The organism is Brevundimonas sp. TWP1-3, assembly GCF_049896085.1.
Lineage (GTDB): Bacteria > Pseudomonadota > Alphaproteobacteria > Caulobacterales > Caulobacteraceae > Brevundimonas.
This window is the reverse complement of record NZ_JAFCTP010000001.1, coordinates 144908-169238: the sequence shown is the minus strand read 5'-3', so window position 1 is coordinate 169238 and position 24331 is coordinate 144908. Positions and strand designations below refer to the sequence as shown.

Genomic DNA, 24331 nt, shown 5'->3' with positions numbered 1-24331 from the left:
TCTGCGCCAACTGGCGCATCCTCTCGTCCAACGGCCGCGAACCATGACGGCTGCGGGAGGATTCATATGTCACGCTATCTCACCGGCGGCGCCGTCGCCGTTCTGGCGCTCGCCGCCTGCGCCTTTGCAGGCTCGGCCTCGGCCCAGACCTACAACCGTCTCGTCGTGTTCGGCGACAGCCTCAGCGACAACGGCAACCTGTTCCTGATCTCGGGTGGGACCCAGCCGCCGTCGCCGCCCTATGCCCGTCGATTCTCGAATGGGCCGACGTTTGTCGAGCTGCTGGGCTTCAACGCCGCCAACTTCAACGGCTCGGTCACGGGCAGCATCAACTACGCGTTTGGCGGCTCGCGCACCGACGCCTCGGCCGGCGTGCCGTTCGGCATGTTGAACCAGCTGTCGCGCTATACGGCTGCGGGCGGCCGATTCAGTTCGACCGATCTGGTCAGCGTCCTGGGCGGCGCCAACGACATCTTCCAGGGCCTGCCCGCCGCCGGCGCCTCCGCCAGCCCGGTCGCCGCCATCACGCCGGTCGCCACAACGGCTGCCGCCAACATCAACAGCCTGGTCAACACCGTGGCGGGCGCGGGCGCAGGCACGGTCCTGGTCACCAACCTGCCCAAGCTCAGCCTGACGCCACAGTTCCGCGGCACGATGGGGGCGCCCTTGGCTGACTACGCCGTCACCACCTTCAACACCGCCCTTCAGACAGGGCTGACGACCACGGCCGCCGCTCGCCCGGGCAGCAACATCATCATGATGGACCTGTTCAAGGTCAGCGATACCCTGGCCGCCAATCCGGGCCAGTTCGGCATCACCAACATCACCCAGAAGTGCTTCAACGGGGTGACGGTCTGCGCGAACCCCGACAGCTATTTCTACTTCGACGACGTCCACCCGACCGCGGCGGGGCATAGGATCCTCGCCCAACTGGCGACCGATTATCTCTACTATGGCGACATCGGCGCCCAATCGACCTTGCAGGGCGAGACGACCTATCGTCACCGCGAGGATGCCCTGGACGCCGCCGGCGAGGCCCTGTCGGGCCGCGAGGCCTGGGAGGCTGGGGTGTCGATCACCACGGCGGCCTTGATCGACAGCGTCGATACCGATGCGCGGGGCTCGGTAACCGAATCGTCCAGCGACGGGTGGGGCGGGCGGATCGCGCTGGAGGCAGGACCCTCGGCCAACTGGCGCTTCGGCCTGGCCGGCACGGCGCGCAAGACCGACGTCGAAAGCCAGGCCCTGAACTTCAACGTCGAGAGCTTCGGCCTGGACGTCTATGGCGGCTGGCGCTCGGGCGACCTGTTCGTCAACGCCGCCGTCGGTGTGGCGCGCGACAATATCGACGACATCGAACGCCTCACCAGCCTGGCGCCCATCGTCCATACGGCCGAGACACGCGCGCTCAGCACCGGCGCGCGCCTGCAGGGCGGGATGTGGTTCGACATGGGCGGCATCGCCCTGTCGCCCCGAGCGGCCCTGGCCTATGTCTCAAGCGACGTGGACGGCTATTACGAGCAGGGCGTCGCGGCCCAGTATCAGTATGGCGACCGCACGGTGAAGGCCCTGACCGGCGAGGTCGCCCTGCGCGCCGAGGCCGAAATGGGCCGGTTCGGCGTGTTCGCCGAGGGCGGCTATCGTGACGCCCTGGACGACAGCTCCGATCCGGTCCGCGTCGGCATATACAACAACCCCGCCCAGGTGCTGTCGCGCGAGATCGAAGATCCGTTCGGCGGTCAGTTCCTGGCCTCGGCCGGCGTCGAGGGTTCGTTGGGACCGGTCAAGGTGACGGTGGCCTATCGCGGACGCTTCGGCGACCACGCCGACAGTCACATGGGCGGCATTCAGCTGAAGCTGCCTCTGTAGGCCGAAGGTGCGGGGAGGGGCCTCAGCGCCCCTTCTTGCGCACCCACATGGCGGCGTCGGCCTCGGTCAGCCAGGTCTCGGCGTCGGTATGGCCGTCCCAGGCGCGCACGCCGAACGAACCGCCCAGTTCGGTCTTTTGTCCATCCCAGACGAAGCCTTCGGTCTTCAGGGCCTCGGACAGTTGGCGCGCCTTGGCCCGGCCCTCGTCGTAGCCCGCATGCAGCATCAGCAGCGCGAACTCGTCGCCGCCCAGCCGACCCACGGCGTCCGACTCGCGCAGATTGGCCAAGAACAGCTCCGCCACCGCCACTAGTGCCGCATCGCCGGCGGCATGGCCCAGCCGGTCGTTGACGCTCTTGAACCCGTCCATATCCAGATACAGCAGCACGGCCGGCACCCCGTGACGCTGGCAATAGGCCATCGTCTTATGCAGGGCGGCGATGAAGCCGCGGCGGTTCAAGGCGGGCGTCAGCACATCGTGGTCGGCGGCGGCCTCGGCGGCGGCGGCGCGCGTCTTCCACGCTTCCAGCTCGACGCGCAGGCGCTCGATCTCGGCGGTCAGGTCGTGTTCGGCCACGTCGGTCACGGCGCAGGGATGGCTCCGATGGCGCGACTCAGTCTGCGTCGCGCGGTCGAACGATGGTAGAGCGTGATCCGCCGACATTGAAGGCCGACAATAAGGGCCTGTGAGCCTGAAACCGCCCGCTTGCGGTTGCGGGCGTCACCCGCGTGCTGTAACGGGCGCCTTTCCGCGAGGGGCCTTACAGACATGGCGACTTCCGCACCGCCGGTGGCGATTATCATGGGCAGCCGGTCCGACTGGCCGACCATGAAGCTGGCCGCCGACCGCCTGGACCAACTGGGCGTCGCCTGGCAGGCCAAGGTCGTCAGCGCGCACCGCACGCCCCAGCGCCTGGTCGAGTTCGCCACGGGCGCCAAGGCCGCAGGATACAAGATCATCATCGCCGGGGCCGGGGGCGCCGCCCATCTGCCGGGCATGGCCGCCTCCATGACCGAACTGCCGGTTCTGGGCGTGCCGGTCCAGTCCAAGGCCCTGAAGGGCATGGATAGCCTGCTGTCCATCGTCCAGATGCCGGCCGGCGTGCCCGTAGCGACCCTGGCCATCGGAGAAGCGGGCGCCGCCAACGCCGGCATTCTGGCCGCCCAGATCCTGGCCCTGTCCGACGAAGGGCTGGCGGAACGCCTGGCCGCCTTCCGCACCGCCCAGACCGATTCCATCGCCGAAACCGTCGAGGACTGAGTGCCCGATCTTCCGCTTCCCCCCGGTTCGACCTTCGGAATCATCGGCGGAGGCCAGCTGGGCCGGATGCTGAGCCAGGCCGCCTCGCGCCTGGGCTTCGACGTCGTCATTCTGGACCCCGAGGCCGACAGCCCGGCGGGCCGCGTCTCGGCGCACCAGATCGTCGCCGCCTATGACGATCCCGACGCCCTGACCGCCCTGGGCCGCGCCGCCGACGTGGTCACTTTCGAATTCGAGAACGTCCCTGCCGATTCCATCGAACGCCTGGCCGAGGCCGGCGCCTTGGTCGCGCCGGGGCCGACCGCGCTGCGCGTGTCGCAGGACCGGGTGGACGAAAAGACCTTTCTCAACGCCGTCGGCGCGCCGACGGTCGCCTTCGCCGTCGTCGATACGCTGGACGATCTGGTCGTCGGCCTGACGGCCCTGGGCGTGCCGGCTCTGCTGAAGACTCGCCGCGAAGGCTATGACGGCAAGGGCCAGGTCTGGATCCACGCCATCGAGGACGCGCCCGCCGCCCTGGAAAGCCTTGGCGGCCGTCCGGCCATTCTGGAAGCCAAGGCGACCTTCGTGCGCGAACTGTCGGTCATCGCCGCCCGCGACTGGGACGGCCATATGTCGGTCTATCCGCTGGGCGAGAACCGGCACGAGGGCGGCGTCCTGCGCACCACCCTGGCCCCCGCCGCCGTGGACGAAAAGACCCAGGTCCGCGCCCGCGCCGTCGCCGAGGCGATTCTCGACGGGCTGGACTATGTCGGCGTGGTGGGCGTCGAACTGTTCGACCTGGGAGACGACGTCCTGTTGGTCAACGAGATCGCTCCGCGCGTCCACAACACCGGCCACTGGACCCAGGACGGCTGCGTCTGCGACCAGTTCGAACAGCACATCCGCGCCGTGACCGGCTGGCCGCTGGGCCCGACGACCGCCCACGCCCGCATCGAAATGACCAACCTGCTGGGCGACGAGGTCGAAGACTGGCGCAAGCTGTCGGCCAAGTCCGACGAACGCCTGCACCTCTACGGCAAGGCCGAAGCGCGGCCGGGCCGCAAGATGGCGCACGTGAATAGGGTGCTGGGGGCGGTCTGATATTTGAGTTGCGCTGAACGCAACTTGCGTCATGGTTGAACCATGTCGGTGTCACTCGCTCTTTCGCTCGCGCTTCTGCTGGTCTCGACCTCGGCTGCTGGGGTGATCAGTGCATGGAGTCCTCGCCGATCGTCGCTTTTCGGCGCTCTCGGCGTGTCCTTGGTCGCGGCCGCCATGGCCTTGATTGTCGCCGGTGTGGACCTTGGTGGGCGCCTGGGACGAGATGCTGCCGAGCGCGACAATCGATCCCCAATCACCAAGAGCGTCTGAACATGAACACCTCAATGGTCCTGTTCTTAATAGCGATGGCATTAGCCCTGATCAGTTCGTCAGCGGCTGCCTACGGCGTGCGCGCAGACCGGACGGATTCAAACAGCGGCCGCTCACGCGTCGTGGCAGGCGCCACACTTGGCGTCGCGGTTCTGATCCTAGGCGTCGGGGTCTACCAGCTTGGACAACAATCCGGTCGCGATCAGGCGCTTCGCGATAATCGTGCCGAGCTTCGGTCCGCTAAGGTCTAGGCTTTCGCCCCATACCGCATCCGGCTCAGCGCATCGCTGACCTTTCGGAATGGCGCATCGAAGTCCTTGCCCGCCTTCCACTTTTCGAACGCCATGACGTTCTCAATGCGGCGGGCGACGAAGGCTTCCGCCGCCTCGCGGCCGTCGAACCAGCGCATGGTCAGGGCGGGGATCAGAATGCCCGAGAGGATGGTGCGCTTCGAATAGTGGTTCCAGTCGGTCGCCTCGTCCCCGGCCCAACGCCACAGATGGTCGGCGCTCTCCCAGGCCAGTTTCAGCCCCAGGTCGGCGTTGGTCGGCAGGGCCAGGAAGGCGGCACAGCGGCGCGTGGCCTCCAGATCGGCGGCGCCGGCCTCCATTCGTTCGGACACGGCGCGGGCGATTCGCTCGCGAATCTTCAGGGACTTGGCGTCGATCTGGCCCAGGACCGCCAGAGCTCGCGCGTCGTGGCGGCGTGACAGCAGGGCGGCGAGATCGCGCGCGCCGTTGGGCAGCAGCAGTTCCTCGTCGCCGCGCGACAGGCCGCACGCCTCGCAGGCCTCGCGCACCAGACGCGCGTTCCAACCCAGCGCCGGCGCGCGGGCGATGGCGGCGTCCAGCACGCTCTGTTCGGTCCGGTCGGCCCAGTCTGTCGTGTCGATCATGGCCTGATCATACGCCTGTCGCGCCGGGGTTTCGAGCCTTGAAGAATGGTCGCGACGATCTGGACAGGTGCGGGCGGCTGGTGTATCAGCGCGCCTTCATCCGAGGGCCCGACTTTCGGAAGACGATTTTATTTTGTTCGCCCGTCTCCCTTACAGGACGCGGCGGGCGGCCAAAGGAGAGTTCAACCTGGTACAGATTTTCGTTCGCGATAATAACGTCGATCAAGCGCTCAAAGCCCTAAAGAAGAAGATGCAACGCGAAGGCAGCTTCCGTGAAATGAAGCGCCACGTGCATTACGAAAAGCCGTCGGAAAAGCGCGCCCGTCAAAAGGCCGAGGCGATCCGTCGCGCCCGTAAGCTGGCCCGCAAGCGCATGCAGCGCGAGGGCCTGCTGCCCGCGCCGAAGCCGCGCGTTCCCGGCGCTGGCGCCGGTGGCGGCAGCCGGTAATATCCTTGCGTAAGCCAAAAAGATTTGAGGCCGCCTCCTTCGGGAAGCGGCCTTTTTCTTTGTCCCCTCCCCGCGAAGCGGGGAGGGGGACCGCGCGTAGCGGGGTGGAGGGGCTCTTGGTATCCCACAGGCGCCTGTGATGCGGTGAAGAGCCCCTCCGTCACGGCGCGAAGATGCGCCGCGCCACCTCCCCATCGCTGCGCGATAGGGAGGAGACGGATCCGCGCCCCTACGTCCGCCCGGTGATCGCCCGGCCGAAGCTTTTCCAGCTCAGCTTCACGTCCGACAACGCCCCTGCGCGGAAGGCGCGCCCCGCGATCCAGACCATCAGGGCGGCGGTGGCGAACATGCCCACCAGCGTCAGAATCACCTCGACAAGCGGCGGATCGCTGGGCGCGCGGGCGCTCATCAGGAAGGGGGTGAAGAAGGGAATCCACGACAACACCTTGACCACCGGGGCGTCCGGGCTGGTCAGGGCCATCTGCATGACCAGGATCGGCACGACCAGGATCATCATGATCGGCCCCATCAGCGTCTGGGCGTCGCGCGGCGTCTCGCAGAAGGCGCCGATGGCTGCGAACAGCACGGCATACATCAGGTATCCGCCGACCATATAGGCGATGAAATAGAAGATCAGGCCGTCGTGCAGCAGCACCTGGCCGATCGTCGCCGCCGTCTCGGGCGAGGCCGACAGCAGGCTGAACGTCCCGATTCCACCCCAAACGCCCATGACCGTCAGGGTCAGCAGCGCCACGCCCAACACCTTGCCCGTCAGGATCTCGGTCGCCGAGGCCGAGGACAGCAGCACCTCCAGGATCTTGTTCGACTTCTCCTCCATCACGCTGTTCAGCAGGATCGAGGCGCCGGTGATGACCAGCGACCACAGCAAGAAGCCCACACCCAGGCCGATGAACGACGGAATCCGATCGCGCATCGACACCTCGCCCCCGCTGGCGGCGTTGGGCGAGAAGGCCTTCACCTCGGGCCGGAAGTTCTGGACCTCCTGCGCCATGGCCGGCGCGACGCCGGCGGCGGTCAGCAGTTCGGTGCGTCGCGCGTCGCGAAGGGCCGTGCGAACGAAGCTGGACACGTCATTGTCGGTGGCGCGGGCGGTCCACACCTGGGCGGCGGGCTTGCCGTCCACGCGGTTCAAAAAGACCACGGCGTCCAGGCGGCGGTCCTTGGGCGCCGCCTTGTCCAGCGCGGCCTTGATGGCGGCGTCGCGCGCCGGGCCGGTCGCATCGGCGATGGCGGACGGGGGGGCGACCAGGCGGATCTTGGGCCCGCTGATGGAGGCCACGGCGCGACCGGCGCCGACCTGACCCTTTTCGGCGGCCTCGCGCAGGCGTTCGTTCTGGCGATCCAGATCGGATTGCAACGAGGCGCGGACGGCGGCGGCCAAGCCCGTCGCGGCCGGCCCTTCCTCGATCACCGCCACCGCCTTGATCGGTTCGGCCGAGCGGATCAGCAGGGGAATGCCCCCGCCCAGAACGGCGAACAGCGGCAACGCCAGCAGCGACAGCCAGAAGCCTACGGTCTTCGCATAGGCGACATATTCGCGTCGCGCGATCAGCAGGGTGCGGTTCATCGGGCGGCCTCCGCAGGTGCAGCGGGTTGATCGGGATGGTCGCCGGTCAGGCCGATGAAGGCGTCGTGCAGCGTCGTTTCCTTCAACGCAAAGCCGCGCACGTCCAGACCGTTCAGGAAGGCCGTTTTCAATGTTTCCTGTCCCCCCGCGCCGGGGGAAAGGGCGATCTTCAACCGCCGCACGCCGTCCACATCCGACAGGGTCTCGACGCCGGCCACGCCGGGCAGGGCGGCGGCGGCCTGCGCGCTGATCGCGCCTTCCAGATCGAGGAAGCGGGGCGAGGTGGCCCTGGCCTGATCCACCGTGCCCTCGAACGCCTTGCGACCGCGCGCCAGCAGCACGACCTTGTCGCACAGCCGTTCGGCGTGCTGCATCACATGGGTCGAGAACAGGACCGTGGCGCCGTTCGCCGCCAGGTCGCGGATCATGGCCTCCAGGCCCTGCTGGTTCATCGGGTCCAGACCCGAGAAGGGCTCGTCCAGGATCACGAACTCGGGCTGATGCACGACCGAGGCGATCAACTGCACCTTCTGCGCCATCCCCTTGGACAGCTCCTTCATCTTCTTTTTCTGCGCTGCGCCCAGCCCCTGCTGCTCCAGCATGGCCTTCGCGCGCTTCTTGCCTTCGGCGACCGGCAGGCCCTTCAGGGCGCCGAAGAAGCTGATGGCCTCGACGGGGGTCATCTTCTTGTAGAGGCCGCGTTCCTCGGGAAGGAAACCGATCCGGTCGCGCACCTTGCGTCCGTCGTCGGCGCCCAGGATCTCGATCCGCCCCGACGTCGCCGGCTGCAGGCCCAGGATCATCCGCAGGGTCGAGGTCTTGCCCGCCCCGTTCGGCCCCAGAAAGCCGCAGATCGCCCCTTTCTCGACCTGAAAACTCAAATCCCGCACGGCGTCGAAATCGCCGTACCGCTTGTTCACGCCATCCAGCGTCAACGCCGCCATATCGCCCCCCGTACTGTGGCGCTCAGCCTAGAAGCGCAGGTTGTGCGACGCCAGTGGATTTGGCGTCGCGGCCGTCAATCCAATACGGGCAGCTCGATGTAGGAGGCGTCCTCTCCAGCATGGTGAATGGCGTTGTCGGCGACGACGCCTTGGCGCTCAGCCTCGTTCGGCCCGCCCGTGTTCAGGTTGCGAACGAATTTGGGGAAGTTCGAACTGGTGACCTCGACCCGGATGCGGTGCCCCGGCTGGAAGGTGTTGCTGATCGTCATCGGCGTCGGTTGGACCGTCGCCACCTGGCCGGGCGTCAGCGGCATGGGGCGGTCGTATCCATCCCGATACCGGGCCCGCATGATGGTGTCGCCGAGGATATAGGCCGTGCCGTCCGGCGCCACGTCCACCAGCTTGACCGCGAAATCGGTATCAGCCGCCGAGGACGACACTTTCAGCACCGTGTCGATGAAGCCCGTGACCTGCATTGGTTTTGTCAGGGCTTCGGAGGTGTAAACCAGCACGTCGTTTCGCGCCTCGATCTGGCGCTGGTCGAACGCTCCGGCGGTGACCAGGCCGCCGTTGCAGCAGTCGCCGCCGCCGATGGTCTGGACCGGGTTCATCGGATCATAGCGATAGCGGTCGGCCTGTTCGCCTGCCGGCGGCGCCTCCAGGCTGAGCATGCCGTCACCGTTGAGGCTGTTGGCCGCTCCGCCCGAGCGCAGATACATCCGCACGGTCTTGACCCCGGCGGGCGGCCATTGCGCGGCGGTGCGCCATTCGTTTTCGCCCATGTTGAAGTATTGGACGTGGGGCGTGCTCTCGGGGAAGGCGCGGCGTTCGCCCTTCAGCCAGCGGTCGAACCAGGCGTGGACTAGGGCGTCGCTGTCAAAGCTGGCGTCGCCCAATGGCCGCTCGCCCGACTTGTAGTTCGGACCCAGGCCACCGAAGGCGCAGTGGTTGTTCGGGCCCACGACCACATATTGGTTCTCGGCCGCCTCGCGATCCTGCGTCGTCGAACGGGCATGGTTGAACAGTTCCATGTTCGGGCCGATCGACACGTCGTACCAGCTGTTGAACCACAGCGACGGCACGCCCCAGCCCATGTCGTCGTGATAGAGGCCGCCTTGACGCCAGGCTGGGTCGGCCGGTGTGCGGGCGATCAGTTCCTCAAACGTGCCGGCCGGCTCTCCGAGGTCTTTCAACATTTCATTGACGGGCAGGTGGCGGATCTGGCGGGGCCAGTTCACGTCCGGCTTCTTGGCGTCCAGGTCGTTGTAGCGGACCAGCCTGGCGCGCGTTTCCTGGTCCATGTCGCCGGGGATCTGCGCCCGCTGCGGATTGTCGACGCCGTACAGCCAGACGAAGAACAGGTTGCGGGGAACGCCGCCGGTGTACCAGTTGCCCTGTTCCTGGAACCGACCGACCTTGCCGATGCCGGCGCCCGAGGCCTGGGGCACCATGGCGGCGTGGGCCGGATGGTTCTGCGCCGCCAGCGCCAGTTGCCATTCCGCTGAGGACGAGCATCCCAGCGTGCCGACCTTGCCGTTCGACCAAGGTTGGGCCGCGATCCAGGTCAGGGCGTCATAGCCGTCGGTCTGGGGGTAGCCCAAAATCTGGTAATCGCCGCCCGAGAAATAACGCCCCCGCTCGTTCTGGACGACGAAGGCGTAGCCCTTGCTGACCCAGCTCAAGGCCGAGCGCGTGGTGCGCGCGTTGTAGGCCAGCTCGTTGTAGGGCGTGCGCACGAAGACGGTCGGCAAGGGGCCCGATGCGTTCTTGGGGCGATAGACATTGGTGGCCAGGCCCACGCCGTCGCGCATCGGCGCCATGACCGCCATCTGCACATCGGCGAGGCGCGACAGCTCGGTTTGCGCGGCGGCGTCGCTGTAGCGGCCATAATCCTGGGCTGATACGGCGACAGGCGTGGCGGCCAGCAAACCCGCGACGACAGCGGCGACGATCTTGTGCATTTCCATCCCTCCCAGAACCTGGGGGGGAGACTAGGACGGTTGGGACGATCCCCGCAACATCATCAGGCCTTGGGCTTCACAGTCACTTCGAAATGGCGATCGACGACCTTGGTCGGATTGACCTGGGCGCCGTTGCGGCGGACTTCGAAATGCAGGTGCGGCCCGGTGGAATAGCCGGTGGAGCCGACCAGGCCGATGCGCTGGCCCATCGTCACGGCGTCGCCGTTCGCCACGTCTATGCGGCTGAGATGGCCATACAGGGTGCTCATGCCGTTGGGGTGGCGCACCTCGATGAAGTTGCCGTAGCCCTCGGGGTCATAGCCCGTGCGGACCACTTCACCCTCGGAGGCGGTGAAGACGGTGGTGCCTTTCGGGGCGGCGATATCGACGCCCTTGTGCGCACGGGCCTTGGCCTCGATGGCCAGTTTGCGCAGGCCGAAGGGGGAGTTGATCGCATAGCCGCGCACGGGGGCGGTGAAAGCGATCTGGCGTGTGATCGGACCGGCTTTCTCGACCTCGGCCTTGACCGGCGGGGCGACGGGAATGGCGATCTGGGCGGGCGGCGGCGTTGCGGCTTCACGGGCGGCATTGGGCGCGGCAGCGGCGGCGAAGACGGCCACAACGGCGAAGGCGGCCGTCTGACCGGAGTGTATCAAGAGGGTCTTGCACCGCGCCAATGGCGCGTTGGTAAGCAGGCGTCGCATTCGGCGGCGTCTCCAGCGTTTTACGCTCTGGAATGAAGGCCCGCGGCGTCCGACGACGCACGGCGTTCCGTGGAAGCGCCGGCTTATGCCCTCGGGCTGGGGCGACTTTGGGGCTGAGGCGGGGCGGCGGATGGTCGCACGGAGGAACCGGCCGCTCGCCGTCGTCCGATCAGGCGATGATGTCGGGCAGGATCTCGTCTTCGATCTTCACGATCTCGTCCTTCAGCGCCAGCTTCTTGCGCTTCAGCCGGGCCAGCATCAGTTGGTCGGGAGTGACGGCCAGGCTCAACGCGTCGATGGAGGCGGCCAGGTCGGAGTGTTCCTGACGCAGCAGCTTCACCCGTGCGTGAAGCTCGGCCATCTCTGCGGTGGTTTCAGGCGTGTCGTCGTTCATCGTGTCGTCCCCAAGCCGCTTATAGCCACGCCGGCCTCAGGTCGGAAGGGCGTCTGCGAGCCGGATCAGCGCCGGTCGCGGTGTGATGTTGGCCCACACACGCGCCGTCACGACGAGAGCGTCGATGGCAGGACGCGGCGGGCCGGCTGGCGCGGGCGCCAAGGCCTCCAACGCCTCCAGCAAATGTCTTTCCGCCTGAAGCTCCAGCGCCTTGATGCGGTTGCGCACCGCCTCGCGCGGGCCGTCGTCGATGTCGGGAACGGGAGCCTTTAAGGTGCGACGGATCGAGCGCAGCGGCGCGACGACGACGCTATCCCAGGCGCGGGCTGTGTCGCAGGCGGCCTCGATGGTCTCCGCATCCGGCTTGCGGCCGGTTGCGGCGACCCAGCCAGACCAGAGCAGCACAGGCACGTTCTGCTCATGGCTGTCCTGCAACGCCAAGCATGCCTCGCCGACCCCTGGCGCGGCATAGGCGGCGACCGCCCAGTCCCACAGCCGCATTATTTCAGGCCTTCCCAGCGACGCACCGCGCCCCAGTCCAGGCCGAACAGATCCAGTGTCCGTCCGACCGACTGATCCACCATCTCCAGAATCGACGCGGGCTTGGCGTAGAAGGCGGGCAGGGGCGGGGCGATGATCGCGCCCATCTCCGTCAGGGCCGTCATGGTGCGCAGGTGGCCCAGGTGGAACGGCGTCTCGCGCACCATCAGCACCAGCGGTCGCCGCTCCTTCAGCGTCACGTCCGCCGCGCGCGTCAGCAGGGTCGAGGTCACGCCGGTGGCGATTTCGCTCATCGTCTTGACCGAGCAGGGCGCCACGATCATGCCCAGTGTGCGGAATGAGCCGGAGGCGATGGTCGCGCCCACATCGGCCAGTTTGTGAACGACGGACGCCTTGGACATCAGGTCGTCGGGCGACAGATCGGTTTCCTGTGACAATGTCAGCAAGGCCGCCTTGGTCACCACCAGATGGCTCTCGACCCCCAGATCATTCAGCGCGTCCAGCATGCGCGCGCCGTAGATCGCTCCGGACGCCCCTGAAATTCCGACCACGACCCGGGCGGGCGGGTTCCGTATGGCTCCGTTCACATCATCGACCATTTTTGGGGTCAGCCTCCGTGGGTCCGGCGAGACGGGCTGTCACTGGAAAGTGATTACACAGCTCGCCAAACCGGGCGCTCACTCTACTGGTCCCTAACCTGAGGAGGCGCAAGCCATGACCATCGAGGCTCGTATTCGCGAACTGGGTAATCGTCACCGTAGTCTGGATGAGACCATCCAGAAGGAACTTACCCGTCCGTCCACGGATCCGTTGCAGGTCAGGGCGCTGAAGCAGAAGAAGCTTCGGCTGAAGGAAGAAATCACCAGTCTGGAGGCGCGGGCGCATTAGCGACCGACGTCCTGAAAACGACGACGGCCCCGGAGATCGCTCTCCGGGGCCGTTTTCGTTTCGTGAAGCGAAGATCAGTCCTTGGTGCCGAACACCGAGGCTGCGGTCGGCTCTGCCGTCGGACGCTGACGGGCTTCCGGCACGAATTCGGGTTCGGCCTCGACCTGTTCGACGGGCTGGATGGTGCCGCCGCCCTTCTTGAGGTCGTCCTTGGTCTTCTTGTCGGCGGCTTTCTTGACGATCTCGTCCAGGGCCAGCTGGCCGACCAGGCCCAGGGTCACCGGATCAACCGGCTTGATGTTGGCGCTGTTCCAGTGGGTGCGGTTGCGCACGCTTTCGATGGTGGACTTGGTCGTGCCCAGCATCTTGGCGATCTGGGCGTCGGTCACTTCCGGGTGATTGCGCACGAACCAGGCGATCGCGTCCGGGCGATCCTGACGACGCGAGACCGGCGTATATTTCGGGGCCGGCTTGGCCGACTTCATCAGTTCGGCGTGACGGCTGACGATGGCCTTCATCCGGTAGTTCTCGTCGCTCTGGGCCTTGTCCAGCTCTTCGCGCGTCAGCTGGCCGCCCGTGACGGGATCGACGCCGCGGATGTCGCGCGCCACGTCGCCGTCGGCGATGCCGCGGACTTCCAGCGGGTGCAGGCCGCAGAAGTCGGCGATCTGCTCGAAGCTGAGGGAGGTGTTGTCGACCAGCCAGACCGCAGTGGCCTTGGGCATCAGAATGTCGCTCATGGGGCGTTCGTCCCGGTGTTGTTAAGCCGCCGAATGAGGCTTCGGCTGGCGTTGGATACGACGGCGCCCGGCCTTTCGACCGGGCGCGTAGTGTTTCGATATAGGCCTATTCGCCTGAAAAGAAAACGCCGCCCGACAATCCTATACAGCAACGGTTCATCCGTCCTGACGCAACCTTCGCCTTAGTGAAGACTTACAGCCTTGGGAGAGGAGAACCATCATGTCACTGCTATTCGCTGCGGCCCTTGCGGCCGCCATGTCGTCCCCGGTCGAGCCGCAACAGCAGCGCGTCGCACCGAGAGGCAGCTACGCTCAGAGCTGCACCGAAGCCTATGTGAACCGGGGTCGGCTCTACGCCGACTGCCGAGACACGCGCGGCCAGATGCGCGGCACCTCGATCGAGCTGGCGCGCTGCGGCAACGAAGAGATCAACAACGACAACGGCCTGCTGGTCTGCGGTCGCTTCCGTGGCGATTACGAGGGCGCCCAGCCCGGTCGTCCCGGCGGTCCTGGCAATGGCGGCCCCGGCAACGGCGGTCCGGGTTGGGGCGGCGGAAACGGCGGCGGTTGGGGCCGTTCGTCCATCACCGTCTATGAAAACTCCAACTTCCGCGGCGCCTCGCGCGAGTTCACCAGCGAGGATCGCAATCTCGGTCGAACGCCCTTCAACGACCGGATCAGTTCGGTTCGCGTCCAGGGCCGTTGGGAAGTCTGCACCGACGCCGAGTTCAGGGGCCGTTGCCGCGTCGTAGAAGGCGACGTCCGCAATCTGAGCGGCGGCTTCAACGACAGTATCTCGTCCATGCGCCCCGTGCGCGGCGGCGGGCGCTACTAGGCCTCAGACGGTCAAGACCATCTTGCCGATGTGCCCGCCGGCTTCCAGTTCGGCGTGCGCATCGGCAGCCTTTTCGATTGGAAAGACCGCCTGAACCGGCGGCCTGACCGCGCCTGACACCACCCAAGGCCAGACCGTCGCCTCGACGGCGGCGGTTAGTCGGGCCTTTTCGTCGGCGGGACGGCTACGTAGCGTCGATCCCGTCAGCGTCAATCGCTTCAGCATGATCCGCTGCAAATCCATTTCGACCTTGGCGCCGGTCAGGGACGCGATGACGACCCACCGCCCGCCGGCGTTCAGGCTGTTAAGGTTCAGGGCGGCGTAATCGCGCCCCACCATGTCCAGAACCACATCGGCCCCGCCCGCCGCCTTGATCTGCGCTTCCAGATCGTCGGCCGAGGCGTCCAGGCTGATATCGGCGCCAAGCGACTTCGCCGCCTTGGCCTTGTCCGCCCCGCGCGACGTGGCGATCACCTTTGCGCCCGCAGCCTTCGCCATCTGAATCGCCGTCACGCCGATGCCGCTGGTCGCGCCGTGGATCAGCAAGGTCTCGCCGGCCTTCAGCCCGCCGCCCTCGAACACATTGGCGAAAACGGTGAAGACGGTCTCGGGCAGCACGGCCGCCTGGACGAAATCGAGACCCTCGGGGATCGGCAAGACATGCCGCGCATCCACCACCGCCTGTTCGGCATAGCCGCCGCCGCCCAGCAGGGCGCAGACCCGGTCGCCGACATGCCAGCGGGTCACGCCCTCGCCGACGCCCGCGATCTCGCCTGCGATCTCAAGGCCCAGGATGTCGGATGCGCCTGGGGGAGGGGGGTATCCGCCATTTCGTTGCAGCAGGTCGGGCCGGTTGACGCCCGCCGCTCGCACCCGGATCAGCACCTGTCCTGGATCCGCAACGGGATCGGGGCGTTCGGCGATCTTCAGCGCCTCGGCCGGGCCTGAACCGCCTTCGATCTCGATCACGCGCATCGCACTTCCCTTGCATTCGTCCGTATCCGGGCGTTGAGATAAGGGTCCTGGGCCGCCTTGGCCATGACAGCGCGGAAAGGCGACGACGATGTTCGAAGATATTGAACCCCGCCCGCAACGCGGCGAACCCCTTCGCGCCCTGTCGCGCGAAGACCTGGATGTCTATTCCATCGAGGATTTGCAGGAGCGGATCGCCGCTCTGGAGGACGAGATCAAAAGGTCGGGCAACGCCATCGAGGCGAAACGCTCCAAGAAAAACGCCGCCGACGCCCTTTTCAACTTCGGTTCCTGATCGCGAATGGCACGTCTGCATGGCATGAGCGTTGCATCTATCCTGCGAACGGTTCCGCCAGGCGCCGATTGCAGGACGGACTCGCATTTCCCTAATGATCAAAGCTCAAATGACCTCCGCTCCGTCCTTCGCTGACCGCAGCCGCACCGTGCGCGATTTCGCCCGCTCTGAGCTGTTCGACCGCACCTTCCGTGAAGGCATGGAACTGGTCGAGGAGACCGCCGCCTATCTGGACGGCGAGGGGCGTCGCGATTCCAAGATGCTGTCGCGCGCCGCCGCCCTGGCCTATGCGGCCGAGAGCATGAAGCTGACGACGCGGCTGATGCAGATCGCCTCGTGGCTGTTGGTCCAACGGGCCGTGCGCGAGGACGACATGACGCCGGAAACGGCCTGCGAGCCGCGCTATCGCCTGAACGAGCGCCGCATCGAGGCCGAGCCCAGCCACGCCGAACTGCCCATCGCCCTGATCGAATATCTGGTGCGGTCGGAAAAGCTGTTCGACCGCACCCTGTATCTGGATCGCCGCATGTATATGGACGATCAGGATCAGGCCCCCGAGAACCCGGTCCTCAGCCAGATGGGTCTGCTGGAAGCCGCCTTCAGGGGCTGACCGCCCCTGTTACGGCCCGACATCGTTGGCGTCGGTACGGCCGTCATCGACCGGCTTGGGCAGGTTGACGCCGATGCCTAGAGCCTCAGCCAGCTTGTCGTCGCGGCCATAGACATCCTCGCGGAACGCCACGCGACCCTGACCGTCCACGAAGGCGGTCCAGTACAGCAGTCGCACCGAAATCTCGCGCCCGGTGGTGACGCGCGTCGTCTCACGCGTGTCCTGGGCCGTGTCGAACTGGGCCAGCTTGGTCGGGTCGGGCGCCAGCAGCAGGCGCGCGAACTCCACCGCATTCTGCACCCGCACGCAGCCGTGGCTGCGCTGGCGCGTAGACAGGTTGAAGGCGGCCTTTGACGGCGTGTCGTGCAGGAAGATGGCGTAGCTGTCGCGCAGCTCGAACTTCACATAGCCCAGGGCCGAACGTGGGCCGGCGCGCTGGATGACCGTGCCGTCCTTCACATACATGTCGTTGGCGGCCAGATAGCCCGGACCCTTGGGCAGGATCTCGCGACGCGCGATGCCCGCCGGCACGTACCAGGGCGGATTGGCCACGACCGAGGCGAAGGGCTTCTCCAGGCTGGGCGTCTGATTCTCGGCCGAGCCGACCACGACGCGGTTGGAGTGGACCGGCTTGCCGTCCTTCCAATAGACCATGATGGCGGCGGCGGTGTTGACCTCGATCCGCTCGGGCGCGACGTCGCGCTTCAGCCAGCGACGGCGTTCCAGGTTCAGGGCGATCTGGCGGGCGCGGTCCTCGGCCGATGCGCCCAGCGAGCGCTGGGTGCCCGTGCCGATGCGGCCGTCGGCGCCCAGGCCGTGGCGATTCTGGAAACCCTGCACAGCACGCTGCAGTTCGGCGTTGTAGGTCAGGCCCTGGGCCTTCAGCCGTGCGCCGTCGGCGGCCGACAGGTCGCCCTCGGCCGTCAGCCGGTCGATCAGGGCGGGGATGCGGCGATCGCTGTTGCCCGGCTCGATTGTGCCGCCCGGCGCGAACGCGGGCCAGCCGCCCTGCGCCGCCAGCCGGCGATAGCGCACATAGCCGGCCGACAAGTTCTGATAGCCGATGTCGGTGGGCGCCAGGCCGTCGTACCAGTTGGCCAGCACATTGCGGTTCAGGGCGTCGCTAAGGCCGCGCGGCAGGTCGACGCGGTTCTTCTGCATCTCCCACAGGTCTTCGACCGTCTCGGGCCGCACCTTGCCCTCGGCCAGGACGCGCGCATAGGCGAGGGCGGCCGTGGTGGTGCGCAGATCGGCGCTGGCCGGATCGGCCGCCAGTCCCACGAAGTCGAAATAGTCGGCGCCCGACAGGCCGTGGCGATCGGCGCGGGCGGCGGCGGCGTTCAGGGCGCGCATCCGATCTGCGTTCCACACCGGCCGCCAGCCGTTCAGCTCATAGAAGGCGCGCACATCCGCCTGCTGTGTCGCGGGCAGACGCGAAATCTGGTCGTTGAAGCTGTTGTAGAAGGCGGTCGCCTCCGGGCCACGCTGCACGAAGACCTGCTGCGCGCGCGCCGTGGAGCCGAGGGCCATGGCCGCCGTCGCGACGCCCAGACCCAGTTGCCGTCTATTCATATCCAGTCCGCTTCTTCGAATGTTTCGGCCAGCGTGGCCAACGCCCCTGGTACCCGAACGCCGCCACATTATCGGTGTTCCGGCCAAACAAAAAGCGCCGGTCTCGCGACCGACGCTCTTCGTGATGTGTTTGCTGCAGTATGCCGCAGCCTTGGCCTTACTTCTTGATGAAGCCGGCGAACTTGTTGTTGAAGCGCGAGACGCGGCCGCCACGGTCCAGCAGGTGGGCGTTGCCGCCGGTCCAGGCCGGGTGGGTGGACGGATCGATGTCCAGGTTCAGCGTGTCGCCTTCCTTACCGTAGGTCGAACGGGTCTGGTAGGAAGTGCCGTCGGTCATCACAACATTGATGAAGTGATAGTCGGGGTGCGTGTCCGCTTTCATGGTCGTCGTCCGGTCTCTGCGCGATGACGATGCCGACCGTCTGTGCGCGTGAAATGAGAAACCCGCCAGAAATCCGGCGGGAATGAGGGGCGGCGTTTACACCGGGGGGCGTTCCGGGGCAAGAGGCGGGCGCAATGACCGACCAATCCAACGCCACCGCCCCTTCCGCAAACCGCGCTTCAGGCGTGGCCTCGATGGAGGGCCGGCCCAGCGCCGGGGCCCTGCTGGCCGATCAGATGTCCGAGGCGGGCGCCAAGCGCGCCAAGCGCCGCGACATCCGCCCGCTGGCGCGGCTGATTCCCTTTGCGATGCGGCACAAGGGCCATGCCCTGATGGCGGTCTTCTGGCTGTTGCTGTCCACCGCCGCCTCCCTGGGTCTGACCGCCCTTGCGCGCGGGGCCATCGACCACGGGTTCGAGGCCGGCGGCGCCAATCTGAACATCTGGTTCCTGCTGCTGGGCGCCAACGCCCTGTTCCTGGGTCTGGCGACGGCCGCCCGCTACTATTTCGTCACCCGCACGGGCGAGCGCGTCATCGCCGATGTACGCAAGGGCCTGTTCGGCCGCATCCTGACGCTGGATCCCTCCTTCTACGCCCATATGCGCACGGGCGAGGTGCTGTCGCGCCTGACCACGGACATCGCCCTGGTCGAGACGTTGATGACGACGTCCATTTCCTATGCGCTGCGCAACTTCCTGACCCTGATCGGCGGCGTCGCCTTGCTGTTCTTCGTCAGTCCCAAGCTGACCGGCTTCGTCCTGCTGATCGTGCCCTTCCTGCTGGGACCGATCTTCATCTTCGGTCGCAAGGTCAGGAAGCTGACCGTCACATCCCAGGATCGGTTCGCCAACGCCGTCGGCTTCGCCGGCGAGAGCGTGGACGCCATCGAGACGGTCCAGGCCTTCGGGCGCGAAAAGAGCGCCATCGCCCGCTTCGGCGCGGCGGTCGAGGACGCCTTCTCCGCCTCGCTCACCCGGATGAGGGCGCGCGCCTGGATGACCGCCCTGATCATCGTCGTCATGTTCGGCGGCGTGACCCTGGTGCTGTGGCTGGGCGCTCAGGACGTGGTCGCCGGCGTCATGTCGCCCGGCGCCCTGCTTCAGTTCGTGCTGCTGTCGGTCTTCGCGGCCGGGGCCGTGGGCGCCCTGGGCGAAAGCTGGGGCGACGTGCAAAAGGCCGCCGGCGCCATGGAGCGGATCGAGGAGCTGATGCGCGCCGTGCCCGATATCGCACCTCCGGCCAACGCCACGGCCCTGCCGTCGCCGCCGCGCGGCGAGGTGTCGATGTCGGCCGTCGGCTTCTCCTACCCCGGCCGACCGGATCTACCCGCGCTGAAGGGCTTCAGCCTGACCGTGCGTCCGGGCGAGACCGTGGCCCTGGTCGGCCCGTCGGGTGCGGGCAAGTCCACCGTCTTCCGCCTGCTGCTGCGCTTCTATGATCCGCAGACCGGCATGGTGTCGGTCGACGGCGTCGATGTGCATCAGGCCGATCCCGTCGATGTGCGCGAGCGTTTCGCCTGGGTGTCGCAGGAAACGCCGCTGTTCTCGGGCTCGGCCCTGGAGAACATCCGCTTCGGCCGCGAGACCGCCACCCTGGAAGAGGCGCGCACCGTCGCCGAAAAGGCCCAGGCCCTGGGCTTCATCGACGCCCTGCCTGAAGGCTTCGACACGCCCTTGGGCGAACGCGGCAAGAGCCTTTCGGGCGGCCAACGCCAACGCCTGGCCATCGCCCGCGCCCTGGTCCGCGACGCGCCGATCCTGCTGCTGGACGAGGCCACCAGCGCCCTGGACGCCGAAAGCGAGCGCCTGGTCCAGGTCGCCCTCGACCAGGCTATGGAAGAACGCACCACCATCGTGATCGCCCACCGCCTGGCCACCGTGCTCCGCGCCGACCGCATCGTCGTCATGGACGACGGCCGCGTGGTGGAAGAGGGGACGCACGACCAACTGGTGGCCAAGGGCGGCCTCTATGCCCGGCTGGCGGAACTGCAGTTTCGGGCGGGCTAAGCCTGCACTTGGGCTAAAGGCCCGCGCGCGCGAGCGCCGGGAAGTCGCTGAAGATCGCGTCCACCCCCGCTTCGGCGAAGGCAGCGGCATAGCCTGGCATGTCGCCATGCTCGGCCAGGCCTTCGCCCCGCCGCCGTTCGGCCGGCAGGAAGGCGTTCTCGGCTCGCAGCGTCCAGACGACCACTTTCAGCCCCGCTGCATGAGCGTCATCGACCAGGGCGCTGGGCGCGGTCGTGCGGCCCTCGGCGTCGCGCGGCAGGACCAGGGTCATCTCCGGCGCGACCCATGCGGCATAGGCGGCCATGGCCTGCAGGCCTTCGGGCGTGATCATCTGGGCATAGGTCATGTCCGGTCGGTCCGCCGGTCCACCCACGCCGGCGACCAACTGGGCCAGAGGGGCGTCGATGCGAGCCGCCAGCCGCTCCAGCGGCCCGACCTCGAAACACTGGATGATTACGGGTGCGTCCGCGCCCGTCAGGCCCAGCCGTTCCAGCTCGGCGACGAAGGCGTCCTCCATCGGCAGGCCGATCCCGGCGAAATAGGTCGGGTGCTTCATCTCCGGCGCCACGGCGATGGTCCGTCCCGTGCGGGCAGAGGCCGCGCGGGCGATGGCGACCACCTCCTCAAAGGTCAGGATCGGCTCGCCCCCGTCATAGGCGGCGCTGCCCGGTCGAAACGCGGGCAACCGCTCCTTGGCCCGCAGCGTCTTCAGCTCGGCCAGGGTGAAGTCTTCGGTGAACCAGCCGGTGGTCTGGACGCCGTCGATGGTCTTGGTCGTCTTGCGGTCTGCGAACTCGGGTCGGCCGGCGACGTCGGTCGTGCCGCCGATCTCGTTCTCGTGCCGATCCACGAAGACGCCGTCCCTGGTCAGCACCAGATCCGGTTCGATCACGTCCGCGCCCTGTTCGACCGCCAGTTCATAGGCCGCGCGCGTGTGCTCCGGCCGTTCGCCGGACGCGCCGCGGTGGGCGATGATCAGGGGCTGAGCCAAGGCGGGCGTTCCGACAAGGAGGGCGACGGCGGTGACGATGGCGCGGATCATGCCCGATGGGTAGGGTCGCCGCGCGACAAGCGAATGACGACGGCGTCTCTCCCTCCCCCTGCGGGGGAGGGGGGCGAAGCGAAGCGCAGCCGGGTGGGCCGGGCCGGGCGACGCCCCACAGACCTGATCGTCTCAGTCCGTGCGCCCTGGCCTTGCCGTCCTCACCCCGTCGCTTCGCGACGCCCCTCCCCGGTCGGGGAGGGAGAGGCGGCTATGCGGTTTCAGGACGCCTGCAGCACCTTGCGCAGCTGCGGATGCAGTTCGCTGTTGGTCGCCAGGACGGACACGCCCGTCTTGGGATCGCCGTCGTTCTCGATGGTCGTGACCCGGCCGCCGGCCTCGGTGACGAACAGGATGCCTGCCGCCACGTCCCAGGGCTTCAGGTTACGCTCATAGAAGGCGTCATACCGACCGGCCGCGACCCAGGCAAAGTCCAGCGCAGCCGAGCCCAGACGGCGCATGCCGGCGACCCGCTGGCCGACGGCGTGGATGTCCTTGATGGCCTGGGCGTGGCCCGACTTACCGATGAAGGGCAGGCCGGTGGCGACCAGGCTTTCCGACAGGTCGCGACGACCGGCGACGCGGATGCGGTGATCGTTCAGATAGCAGCCCTTGCCCTTTTCGGCCCAGAACAGCTCGTTCATGACGGGGTTGTAGGTCACGCCGGCGACGATCTCGGACGAACCGTCCGGCGCGCGCCGCTCCAGGCCCACCGTGATGGCGAAGTGGGGCATGGCGTGCATGAAGTTGGTGGTGCCGTCGATCGGATCGACGATCCAGGTGTGGGACTTGTCCGTCCCCTCCATCATGCCGCGCTCTTCGCCCAGGAAGCCGTAGCCGGGTCGAGCCTTCATCAGCAGTTCGTAAAGGGTGTCCTCGGCCTTCAGGTCGGCGGCCGTGACGAAGTCGCCGGGGCCCTTGCGCGAGACCTGCAACTGGGAGACCTCGCCGAAGTCGCGCAGCATGGGGCGGGCGGTCTTGCGCACCGCGTCGAGCATGACTTGGAGCAGGGCGGAAGCGAGGGCCATCGGCGGATCTCCTGGTCCGCATGTCCTGAAAAGGCGCTGGTTGGCCCGGAGATGCGGAGAAGTTCAAGAAAGGGACGGCCTCGAATGAGGCCGGTCGTCGGTATCAGTCCGCGCGGCGGACGTATTCGCCGGTCGCGGTATCCACGACGATGCGCTCTCCGGCCGACATATAGGGCGGGATCATGATGCGCACGCCGTTCGACGCCATGGCGGGCTTGTAGGAGGACGATGCCGTCTGACCCTTAACGGTCGGCTCGGTCTCGGCGACTTCCAACACGACCTGATCCGGCAGCGACAGGCCGATCGGACGCTCTTCGTGCATCTCGATGACGACCTTCATGCCCTCTTGCAGATAGGGAATGCGGTCCTCGCCGACCCAGTCCTTTTGCAGTTCGATCTGCTCGTAGGTGCCGTCGTCCATGAAGACCAGGCTGTCGCCGTTGTCGAACAGGTAGGAGAAGTCCTTCTGCTCCAGCGTCACTCGCTCGACCTTGTCTTCCGACCGGAAGCGCTCGTTCAGCTTGTTGCCGGTCTCCAGGTTCTTGGCCTCGACGTTGGCGAAGGCGCCGCCCTTGCCGGGCTTGACGTGGCTGGCCTTGGTGACGACCCACAGGCCGTTGTTCACTTGCAGGACCATGCCGGGCTTGATGGTGTTGCCGTTGATCTTCATGGGGTCACATCGGGAATAGGGTTGCGCTCTCGCGCCGTTCGGGGCGAGGCGAATAGGGCGCGATCCCTAGAGGAAGCCCCGAGAAAGGGCAAGGCGGCCCTAATGCAGGGTGCGCTCTCGCGACGCCTCGTCCGCCTTGCGATGCAGGAAGTTGCCGAGCCGCACGCCCGATCCGGTCGGAGAGGCCATCTTGCCTGCGCCCTCGTTCAGCTTGCGGGCCTCATGCGCGAAGGCGGCGGCCAGACCGGCGGACGACATGGCGGCGATCACCTGACGCGCCATCGACGACGGGCGCAGGCCCAGCCAGACGGCGTTGACCGTCTGGGCCGCGACCCAGAGGCCCATGGCCGTGGTGCGCTCGCGCTGTGGCGGGGCGTTCCACACTCTAACGGCAGACAGGGTGGTGGCCGAAAACACGGCGGGCAGGATCAGGCTGAACGCGCCCCGCGGCTTTTCGGTGATCGGCAGATCCTTGTTGCGGGCCTGTTTCAGATTGCGCTTGGGCTTCATGGCTCCCGAGGCGATGCCGTGCGCCAAAAGGGCGAATCCGACGGTCAGAGCGATGCCGGCAAGGACATGTCCAGTGCTGCGGCCCTCGCTGTTCAGCAAATCCTTGGCGGCGTCGCGCACGTCGTCGATCGCTTCGTCGATATCGGTCATGGTCCGCTCCAGCTTGGCCCTGAAAGGCTAATGACCAGAGCGGACCAGAGTTCCGTCAGAGGTCTGAGCTTAGTTGCCAGTCGCGGCGCTGTCGGTGACGATCTCTTTCATGGCCGACTGCAGATAGTTCTGCGCGCCCATCAGTTCGATCAGCTTGTGCTGGTTTTCCAGGAAGTCGATGTGCTCCTCGGTATCCGCCAGGATCTTCATCAGCAGGTCGCGGCTGACGTAGTCGCGGGTTTCCTCGCACTGGGTCACGGCGGCGGCGGTGGTGGCGCGACTGTCGAGTTCCAGCTGAAGATCGGCGCCCAGGCATTCGATCGGATCCTCGCCGACCTTCAGCTTGTGCAGATCCTGCAGGTTCGGCAGCCCGTCGAGGAAGAGAATGCGTTTGATCAGCATGTCGGCGTGCTTCATCTCGCCGATCGATTCTTCGTAGATCACGTTGCCGAGGTGCGACAGGCCCCAGCTTTCGAACATGCGCGCATGCAGGAAATACTGGTTCACGGCCGTCAGTTCATTGGTGAGCACTGCGTTCAGCGTGCGCAGGATTGCGGGGTCGCCCTTCATGGCCATGGTCCTTGGTCTCGCCACGGCGCATTCGCCGTCTGTCTAGCGAGGCAATACCACAGTAAAACGCGCGTTGTTTATTTGCGAGTTTTTATCACTACATTGATAGTGCGAGTGATTTTCGGCCGCGATACGCGGTGAGG

The 24331-nt window shown here is 66.8% G+C and carries 27 protein-coding genes; 9 read left to right on the top strand and 18 right to left on the bottom strand.

All coding sequences use genetic code 11. The features are described 5' to 3' along the window. Positions 1-66: 66 nt before the first annotated feature. A complete protein-coding gene (locus tag ACP693_RS00935) occupies positions 67-1869 on the top strand; it encodes an autotransporter domain-containing protein (RefSeq protein ID WP_426016111.1) in 1803 nt (600 codons plus the stop codon). A gap of 22 nt (positions 1870-1891) precedes the next feature. Here ACP693_RS00935 and ACP693_RS00930 read toward each other — a convergent pair whose 3' ends face one another. After that, positions 1892-2455 (bottom strand): GGDEF domain-containing protein, encoded by a 564-nt coding sequence (locus ACP693_RS00930; protein WP_426016113.1) that lies wholly within the window; start codon positions 2453-2455, stop codon positions 1892-1894. A 183-nt stretch (positions 2456-2638) separates the two neighbouring features. On the opposite strand from ACP693_RS00930, the gene purE reads away from it, so the two are divergent. Then, entirely contained in the window at positions 2639-3130 is a 492-nt protein-coding gene (gene purE, locus ACP693_RS00925) for a 5-(carboxyamino)imidazole ribonucleotide mutase (protein WP_426016115.1), read from the top strand. Further along, entirely contained in the window at positions 3131-4213 is a 1083-nt protein-coding gene (locus ACP693_RS00920; protein WP_426016116.1) for a 5-(carboxyamino)imidazole ribonucleotide synthase, read from the top strand. It abuts the gene before it with no gap. A 517-nt stretch (positions 4214-4730) separates the two neighbouring features. Here ACP693_RS00920 and ACP693_RS00915 read toward each other — a convergent pair. Next, positions 4731-5378 (bottom strand): COQ9 family protein, encoded by a 648-nt coding sequence (locus tag ACP693_RS00915; protein ID WP_426016118.1) that lies wholly within the window; start codon positions 5376-5378, stop codon positions 4731-4733. Between the two features lie 187 nt (positions 5379-5565). Here ACP693_RS00915 and rpsU point away from each other — a divergent pair, with 187 nt between their 5' ends. Next, the gene (rpsU, locus tag ACP693_RS00910; protein WP_135195633.1) at positions 5566-5826 is read left to right on the top strand and encodes a 30S ribosomal protein S21; all 261 of its coding nucleotides are present in this window, start codon (positions 5566-5568) and stop codon (positions 5824-5826) included. Positions 5827-6055: 229 nt separating this feature from the next. Here rpsU and ACP693_RS00905 read toward each other — a convergent pair whose 3' ends face one another. From ACP693_RS00905 to ACP693_RS00875, 7 genes are all read right to left on the bottom strand, one after another. Continuing rightward, positions 6056-7414, bottom strand: a complete 1359-nt coding sequence (locus tag ACP693_RS00905; RefSeq protein WP_426016120.1) for an ABC transporter permease — start codon at positions 7412-7414, stop codon at positions 6056-6058. Then, positions 7411-8358: an ABC transporter ATP-binding protein gene (locus ACP693_RS00900; protein WP_426016122.1), complete on the bottom strand. Its 948-nt coding sequence runs from the start codon at positions 8356-8358 to the stop codon at positions 7411-7413. Before ACP693_RS00900 ends, ACP693_RS00905 begins: the two co-directional genes overlap by 4 nt. Positions 8359-8432: 74 nt before the next feature. Continuing rightward, positions 8433-10319: a CocE/NonD family hydrolase gene (locus ACP693_RS00895; RefSeq protein WP_426016124.1), complete on the bottom strand. Its 1887-nt coding sequence runs from the start codon at positions 10317-10319 to the stop codon at positions 8433-8435. Between the two features lie 62 nt (positions 10320-10381). Next, the gene (locus ACP693_RS00890) at positions 10382-11023 is read right to left on the bottom strand and encodes a M23 family metallopeptidase (RefSeq protein ID WP_426016126.1); all 642 of its coding nucleotides are present in this window, start codon (positions 11021-11023) and stop codon (positions 10382-10384) included. 169 nt (positions 11024-11192) lie between these two features. After that, positions 11193-11417 (bottom strand): YdcH family protein, encoded by a 225-nt coding sequence (locus ACP693_RS00885; protein WP_346496450.1) that lies wholly within the window; start codon positions 11415-11417, stop codon positions 11193-11195. Positions 11418-11453: 36 nt separating this feature from the next. Further along, positions 11454-11918 (bottom strand): TIGR02444 family protein, encoded by a 465-nt coding sequence (locus ACP693_RS00880; protein ID WP_426016128.1) that lies wholly within the window; start codon positions 11916-11918, stop codon positions 11454-11456. After that, complete coding sequence (locus ACP693_RS00875) at positions 11918-12517, bottom strand: UbiX family flavin prenyltransferase (protein ID WP_426016129.1); 600 nt, start codon at positions 12515-12517, stop codon at positions 11918-11920. The genes ACP693_RS00880 and ACP693_RS00875 overlap by 1 nt, the downstream gene beginning before the upstream one ends. A 115-nt stretch (positions 12518-12632) precedes the next feature. Between ACP693_RS00875 and ACP693_RS00870 the strand changes: the two genes are divergently transcribed. Beyond that, positions 12633-12806 carry a YdcH family protein gene (locus ACP693_RS00870; protein ID WP_159845273.1) on the top strand — a complete coding sequence of 58 codons (174 nt, stop codon included), beginning with the start codon at positions 12633-12635 and terminating at the stop codon, positions 12804-12806. 74 nt (positions 12807-12880) lie between these two features. Here the strand turns inward: ACP693_RS00870 and ACP693_RS00865 are convergent, their stop codons facing one another. Further along, positions 12881-13546, bottom strand: a complete 666-nt coding sequence (locus ACP693_RS00865) for a DUF1013 domain-containing protein (protein WP_426016131.1) — start codon at positions 13544-13546, stop codon at positions 12881-12883. Between the two features lie 220 nt (positions 13547-13766). On the opposite strand from ACP693_RS00865, the gene ACP693_RS00860 reads away from it, so the two are divergent. Next, positions 13767-14381 carry a beta/gamma crystallin-related protein gene (locus ACP693_RS00860; protein WP_426016133.1) on the top strand — a complete coding sequence of 205 codons (615 nt, stop codon included), beginning with the start codon at positions 13767-13769 and terminating at the stop codon, positions 14379-14381. 3 nt (positions 14382-14384) lie between these two features. Here the strand turns inward: ACP693_RS00860 and ACP693_RS00855 are convergent, their stop codons facing one another. After that, positions 14385-15356: an NAD(P)H-quinone oxidoreductase gene (locus ACP693_RS00855; RefSeq protein WP_426016135.1), complete on the bottom strand. Its 972-nt coding sequence runs from the start codon at positions 15354-15356 to the stop codon at positions 14385-14387. 88 nt (positions 15357-15444) lie between these two features. On the opposite strand from ACP693_RS00855, the gene ACP693_RS00850 reads away from it, so the two are divergent. Together ACP693_RS00850 and ACP693_RS00845 are read left to right on the top strand one after the other, a co-directional pair. Next, a complete protein-coding gene (locus tag ACP693_RS00850) occupies positions 15445-15648 on the top strand; it encodes a DUF1192 domain-containing protein (protein WP_135195173.1) in 204 nt (67 codons plus the stop codon). Between the two features lie 109 nt (positions 15649-15757). Further along, positions 15758-16258 (top strand): DUF1465 family protein, encoded by a 501-nt coding sequence (locus tag ACP693_RS00845; RefSeq protein WP_346496463.1) that lies wholly within the window; start codon positions 15758-15760, stop codon positions 16256-16258. 9 nt (positions 16259-16267) lie between these two features. On the opposite strand, the gene ACP693_RS00840 is transcribed toward ACP693_RS00845, so the two are convergent. Both ACP693_RS00840 and rpmE read right to left on the bottom strand, forming a co-directional pair. After that, positions 16268-17830, bottom strand: a complete 1563-nt coding sequence (locus ACP693_RS00840) for a L,D-transpeptidase family protein (RefSeq protein WP_426016138.1) — start codon at positions 17828-17830, stop codon at positions 16268-16270. A 157-nt stretch (positions 17831-17987) separates the two neighbouring features. Then, positions 17988-18212 carry a 50S ribosomal protein L31 gene (gene rpmE, locus ACP693_RS00835; RefSeq protein ID WP_267516044.1) on the bottom strand — a complete coding sequence of 75 codons (225 nt, stop codon included), beginning with the start codon at positions 18210-18212 and terminating at the stop codon, positions 17988-17990. Positions 18213-18346: 134 nt separating this feature from the next. Here rpmE and ACP693_RS00830 point away from each other — a divergent pair, with 134 nt between their 5' ends. Then, the gene (locus ACP693_RS00830) at positions 18347-20218 is read left to right on the top strand and encodes an ABC transporter transmembrane domain-containing protein (RefSeq protein ID WP_426016140.1); all 1872 of its coding nucleotides are present in this window, start codon (positions 18347-18349) and stop codon (positions 20216-20218) included. 13 nt (positions 20219-20231) lie between these two features. Here ACP693_RS00830 and ACP693_RS00825 read toward each other — a convergent pair whose 3' ends face one another. From ACP693_RS00825 to bfr, 5 genes are all read right to left on the bottom strand, one after another. After that, the gene (locus ACP693_RS00825; RefSeq protein WP_426016142.1) at positions 20232-21260 is read right to left on the bottom strand and encodes a glycerophosphodiester phosphodiesterase; all 1029 of its coding nucleotides are present in this window, start codon (positions 21258-21260) and stop codon (positions 20232-20234) included. A gap of 221 nt (positions 21261-21481) precedes the next feature. Next, a complete protein-coding gene (locus tag ACP693_RS00820) occupies positions 21482-22288 on the bottom strand; it encodes an inositol monophosphatase family protein (protein ID WP_426016144.1) in 807 nt (268 codons plus the stop codon). 103 nt (positions 22289-22391) lie between these two features. Continuing rightward, on the bottom strand, positions 22392-22958 hold the full coding sequence (efp, locus tag ACP693_RS00815) for an elongation factor P (RefSeq protein WP_426016146.1): 567 nt from the start codon (positions 22956-22958) through the stop codon (positions 22392-22394). Between the two features lie 99 nt (positions 22959-23057). Beyond that, complete coding sequence (locus ACP693_RS00810) at positions 23058-23618, bottom strand: tryptophan-rich sensory protein (protein ID WP_426016148.1); 561 nt, start codon at positions 23616-23618, stop codon at positions 23058-23060. A 69-nt stretch (positions 23619-23687) separates the two neighbouring features. Continuing rightward, entirely contained in the window at positions 23688-24188 is a 501-nt protein-coding gene (gene bfr / locus ACP693_RS00805; RefSeq protein WP_135195181.1) for a bacterioferritin, read from the bottom strand. Positions 24189-24331: the final 143 nt, after the last annotated feature.

What these genes read in the sequence shown, in the direction of transcription:
- ACP693_RS00935 (WP_426016111.1), top strand. Translation starts at nt 67, where the DNA reads ATGTCACGCTATCTCACCGGCGGCGCCGTCGCCGTTCTGGCGCTCGCC.
- purE (WP_426016115.1), top strand. Translation starts at nt 2,639, where the DNA reads ATGGCGACTTCCGCACCGCCGGTGGCGATTATCATGGGCAGCCGGTCC.
- ACP693_RS00915 (WP_426016118.1), bottom strand. Translation starts at nt 5,378, where the DNA reads ATGATCGACACGACAGACTGGGCCGACCGGACCGAACAGAGCGTGCTG.
- ACP693_RS00905 (WP_426016120.1), bottom strand. Translation starts at nt 7,414, where the DNA reads ATGAACCGCACCCTGCTGATCGCGCGACGCGAATATGTCGCCTATGCG.
- ACP693_RS00900 (WP_426016122.1), bottom strand. Translation starts at nt 8,358, where the DNA reads ATGGCGGCGTTGACGCTGGATGGCGTGAACAAGCGGTACGGCGATTTC.
- ACP693_RS00895 (WP_426016124.1), bottom strand. Translation starts at nt 10,319, where the DNA reads ATGCACAAGATCGTCGCCGCTGTCGTCGCGGGTTTGCTGGCCGCCACG.
- ACP693_RS00890 (WP_426016126.1), bottom strand. Translation starts at nt 11,023, where the DNA reads ATGCGACGCCTGCTTACCAACGCGCCATTGGCGCGGTGCAAGACCCTC.
- ACP693_RS00885 (WP_346496450.1), bottom strand. Translation starts at nt 11,417, where the DNA reads ATGAACGACGACACGCCTGAAACCACCGCAGAGATGGCCGAGCTTCAC.
- ACP693_RS00880 (WP_426016128.1), bottom strand. Translation starts at nt 11,918, where the DNA reads ATGCGGCTGTGGGACTGGGCGGTCGCCGCCTATGCCGCGCCAGGGGTC.
- ACP693_RS00875 (WP_426016129.1), bottom strand. Translation starts at nt 12,517, where the DNA reads ATGGTCGATGATGTGAACGGAGCCATACGGAACCCGCCCGCCCGGGTC.
- ACP693_RS00870 (WP_159845273.1), top strand. Translation starts at nt 12,633, where the DNA reads ATGACCATCGAGGCTCGTATTCGCGAACTGGGTAATCGTCACCGTAGT.
- ACP693_RS00865 (WP_426016131.1), bottom strand. Translation starts at nt 13,546, where the DNA reads ATGAGCGACATTCTGATGCCCAAGGCCACTGCGGTCTGGCTGGTCGAC.
- ACP693_RS00860 (WP_426016133.1), top strand. Translation starts at nt 13,767, where the DNA reads ATGTCACTGCTATTCGCTGCGGCCCTTGCGGCCGCCATGTCGTCCCCG.
- ACP693_RS00855 (WP_426016135.1), bottom strand. Translation starts at nt 15,356, where the DNA reads ATGCGCGTGATCGAGATCGAAGGCGGTTCAGGCCCGGCCGAGGCGCTG.
- ACP693_RS00850 (WP_135195173.1), top strand. Translation starts at nt 15,445, where the DNA reads ATGTTCGAAGATATTGAACCCCGCCCGCAACGCGGCGAACCCCTTCGC.
- ACP693_RS00845 (WP_346496463.1), top strand. Translation starts at nt 15,758, where the DNA reads ATGACCTCCGCTCCGTCCTTCGCTGACCGCAGCCGCACCGTGCGCGAT.
- ACP693_RS00840 (WP_426016138.1), bottom strand. Translation starts at nt 17,830, where the DNA reads ATGAATAGACGGCAACTGGGTCTGGGCGTCGCGACGGCGGCCATGGCC.
- rpmE (WP_267516044.1), bottom strand. Translation starts at nt 18,212, where the DNA reads ATGAAAGCGGACACGCACCCCGACTATCACTTCATCAATGTTGTGATG.
- ACP693_RS00830 (WP_426016140.1), top strand. Translation starts at nt 18,347, where the DNA reads ATGACCGACCAATCCAACGCCACCGCCCCTTCCGCAAACCGCGCTTCA.
- ACP693_RS00825 (WP_426016142.1), bottom strand. Translation starts at nt 21,260, where the DNA reads ATGATCCGCGCCATCGTCACCGCCGTCGCCCTCCTTGTCGGAACGCCC.
- ACP693_RS00820 (WP_426016144.1), bottom strand. Translation starts at nt 22,288, where the DNA reads ATGGCCCTCGCTTCCGCCCTGCTCCAAGTCATGCTCGACGCGGTGCGC.
- efp (WP_426016146.1), bottom strand. Translation starts at nt 22,958, where the DNA reads ATGAAGATCAACGGCAACACCATCAAGCCCGGCATGGTCCTGCAAGTG.
- ACP693_RS00810 (WP_426016148.1), bottom strand. Translation starts at nt 23,618, where the DNA reads ATGACCGATATCGACGAAGCGATCGACGACGTGCGCGACGCCGCCAAG.
- bfr (WP_135195181.1), bottom strand. Translation starts at nt 24,188, where the DNA reads ATGAAGGGCGACCCCGCAATCCTGCGCACGCTGAACGCAGTGCTCACC.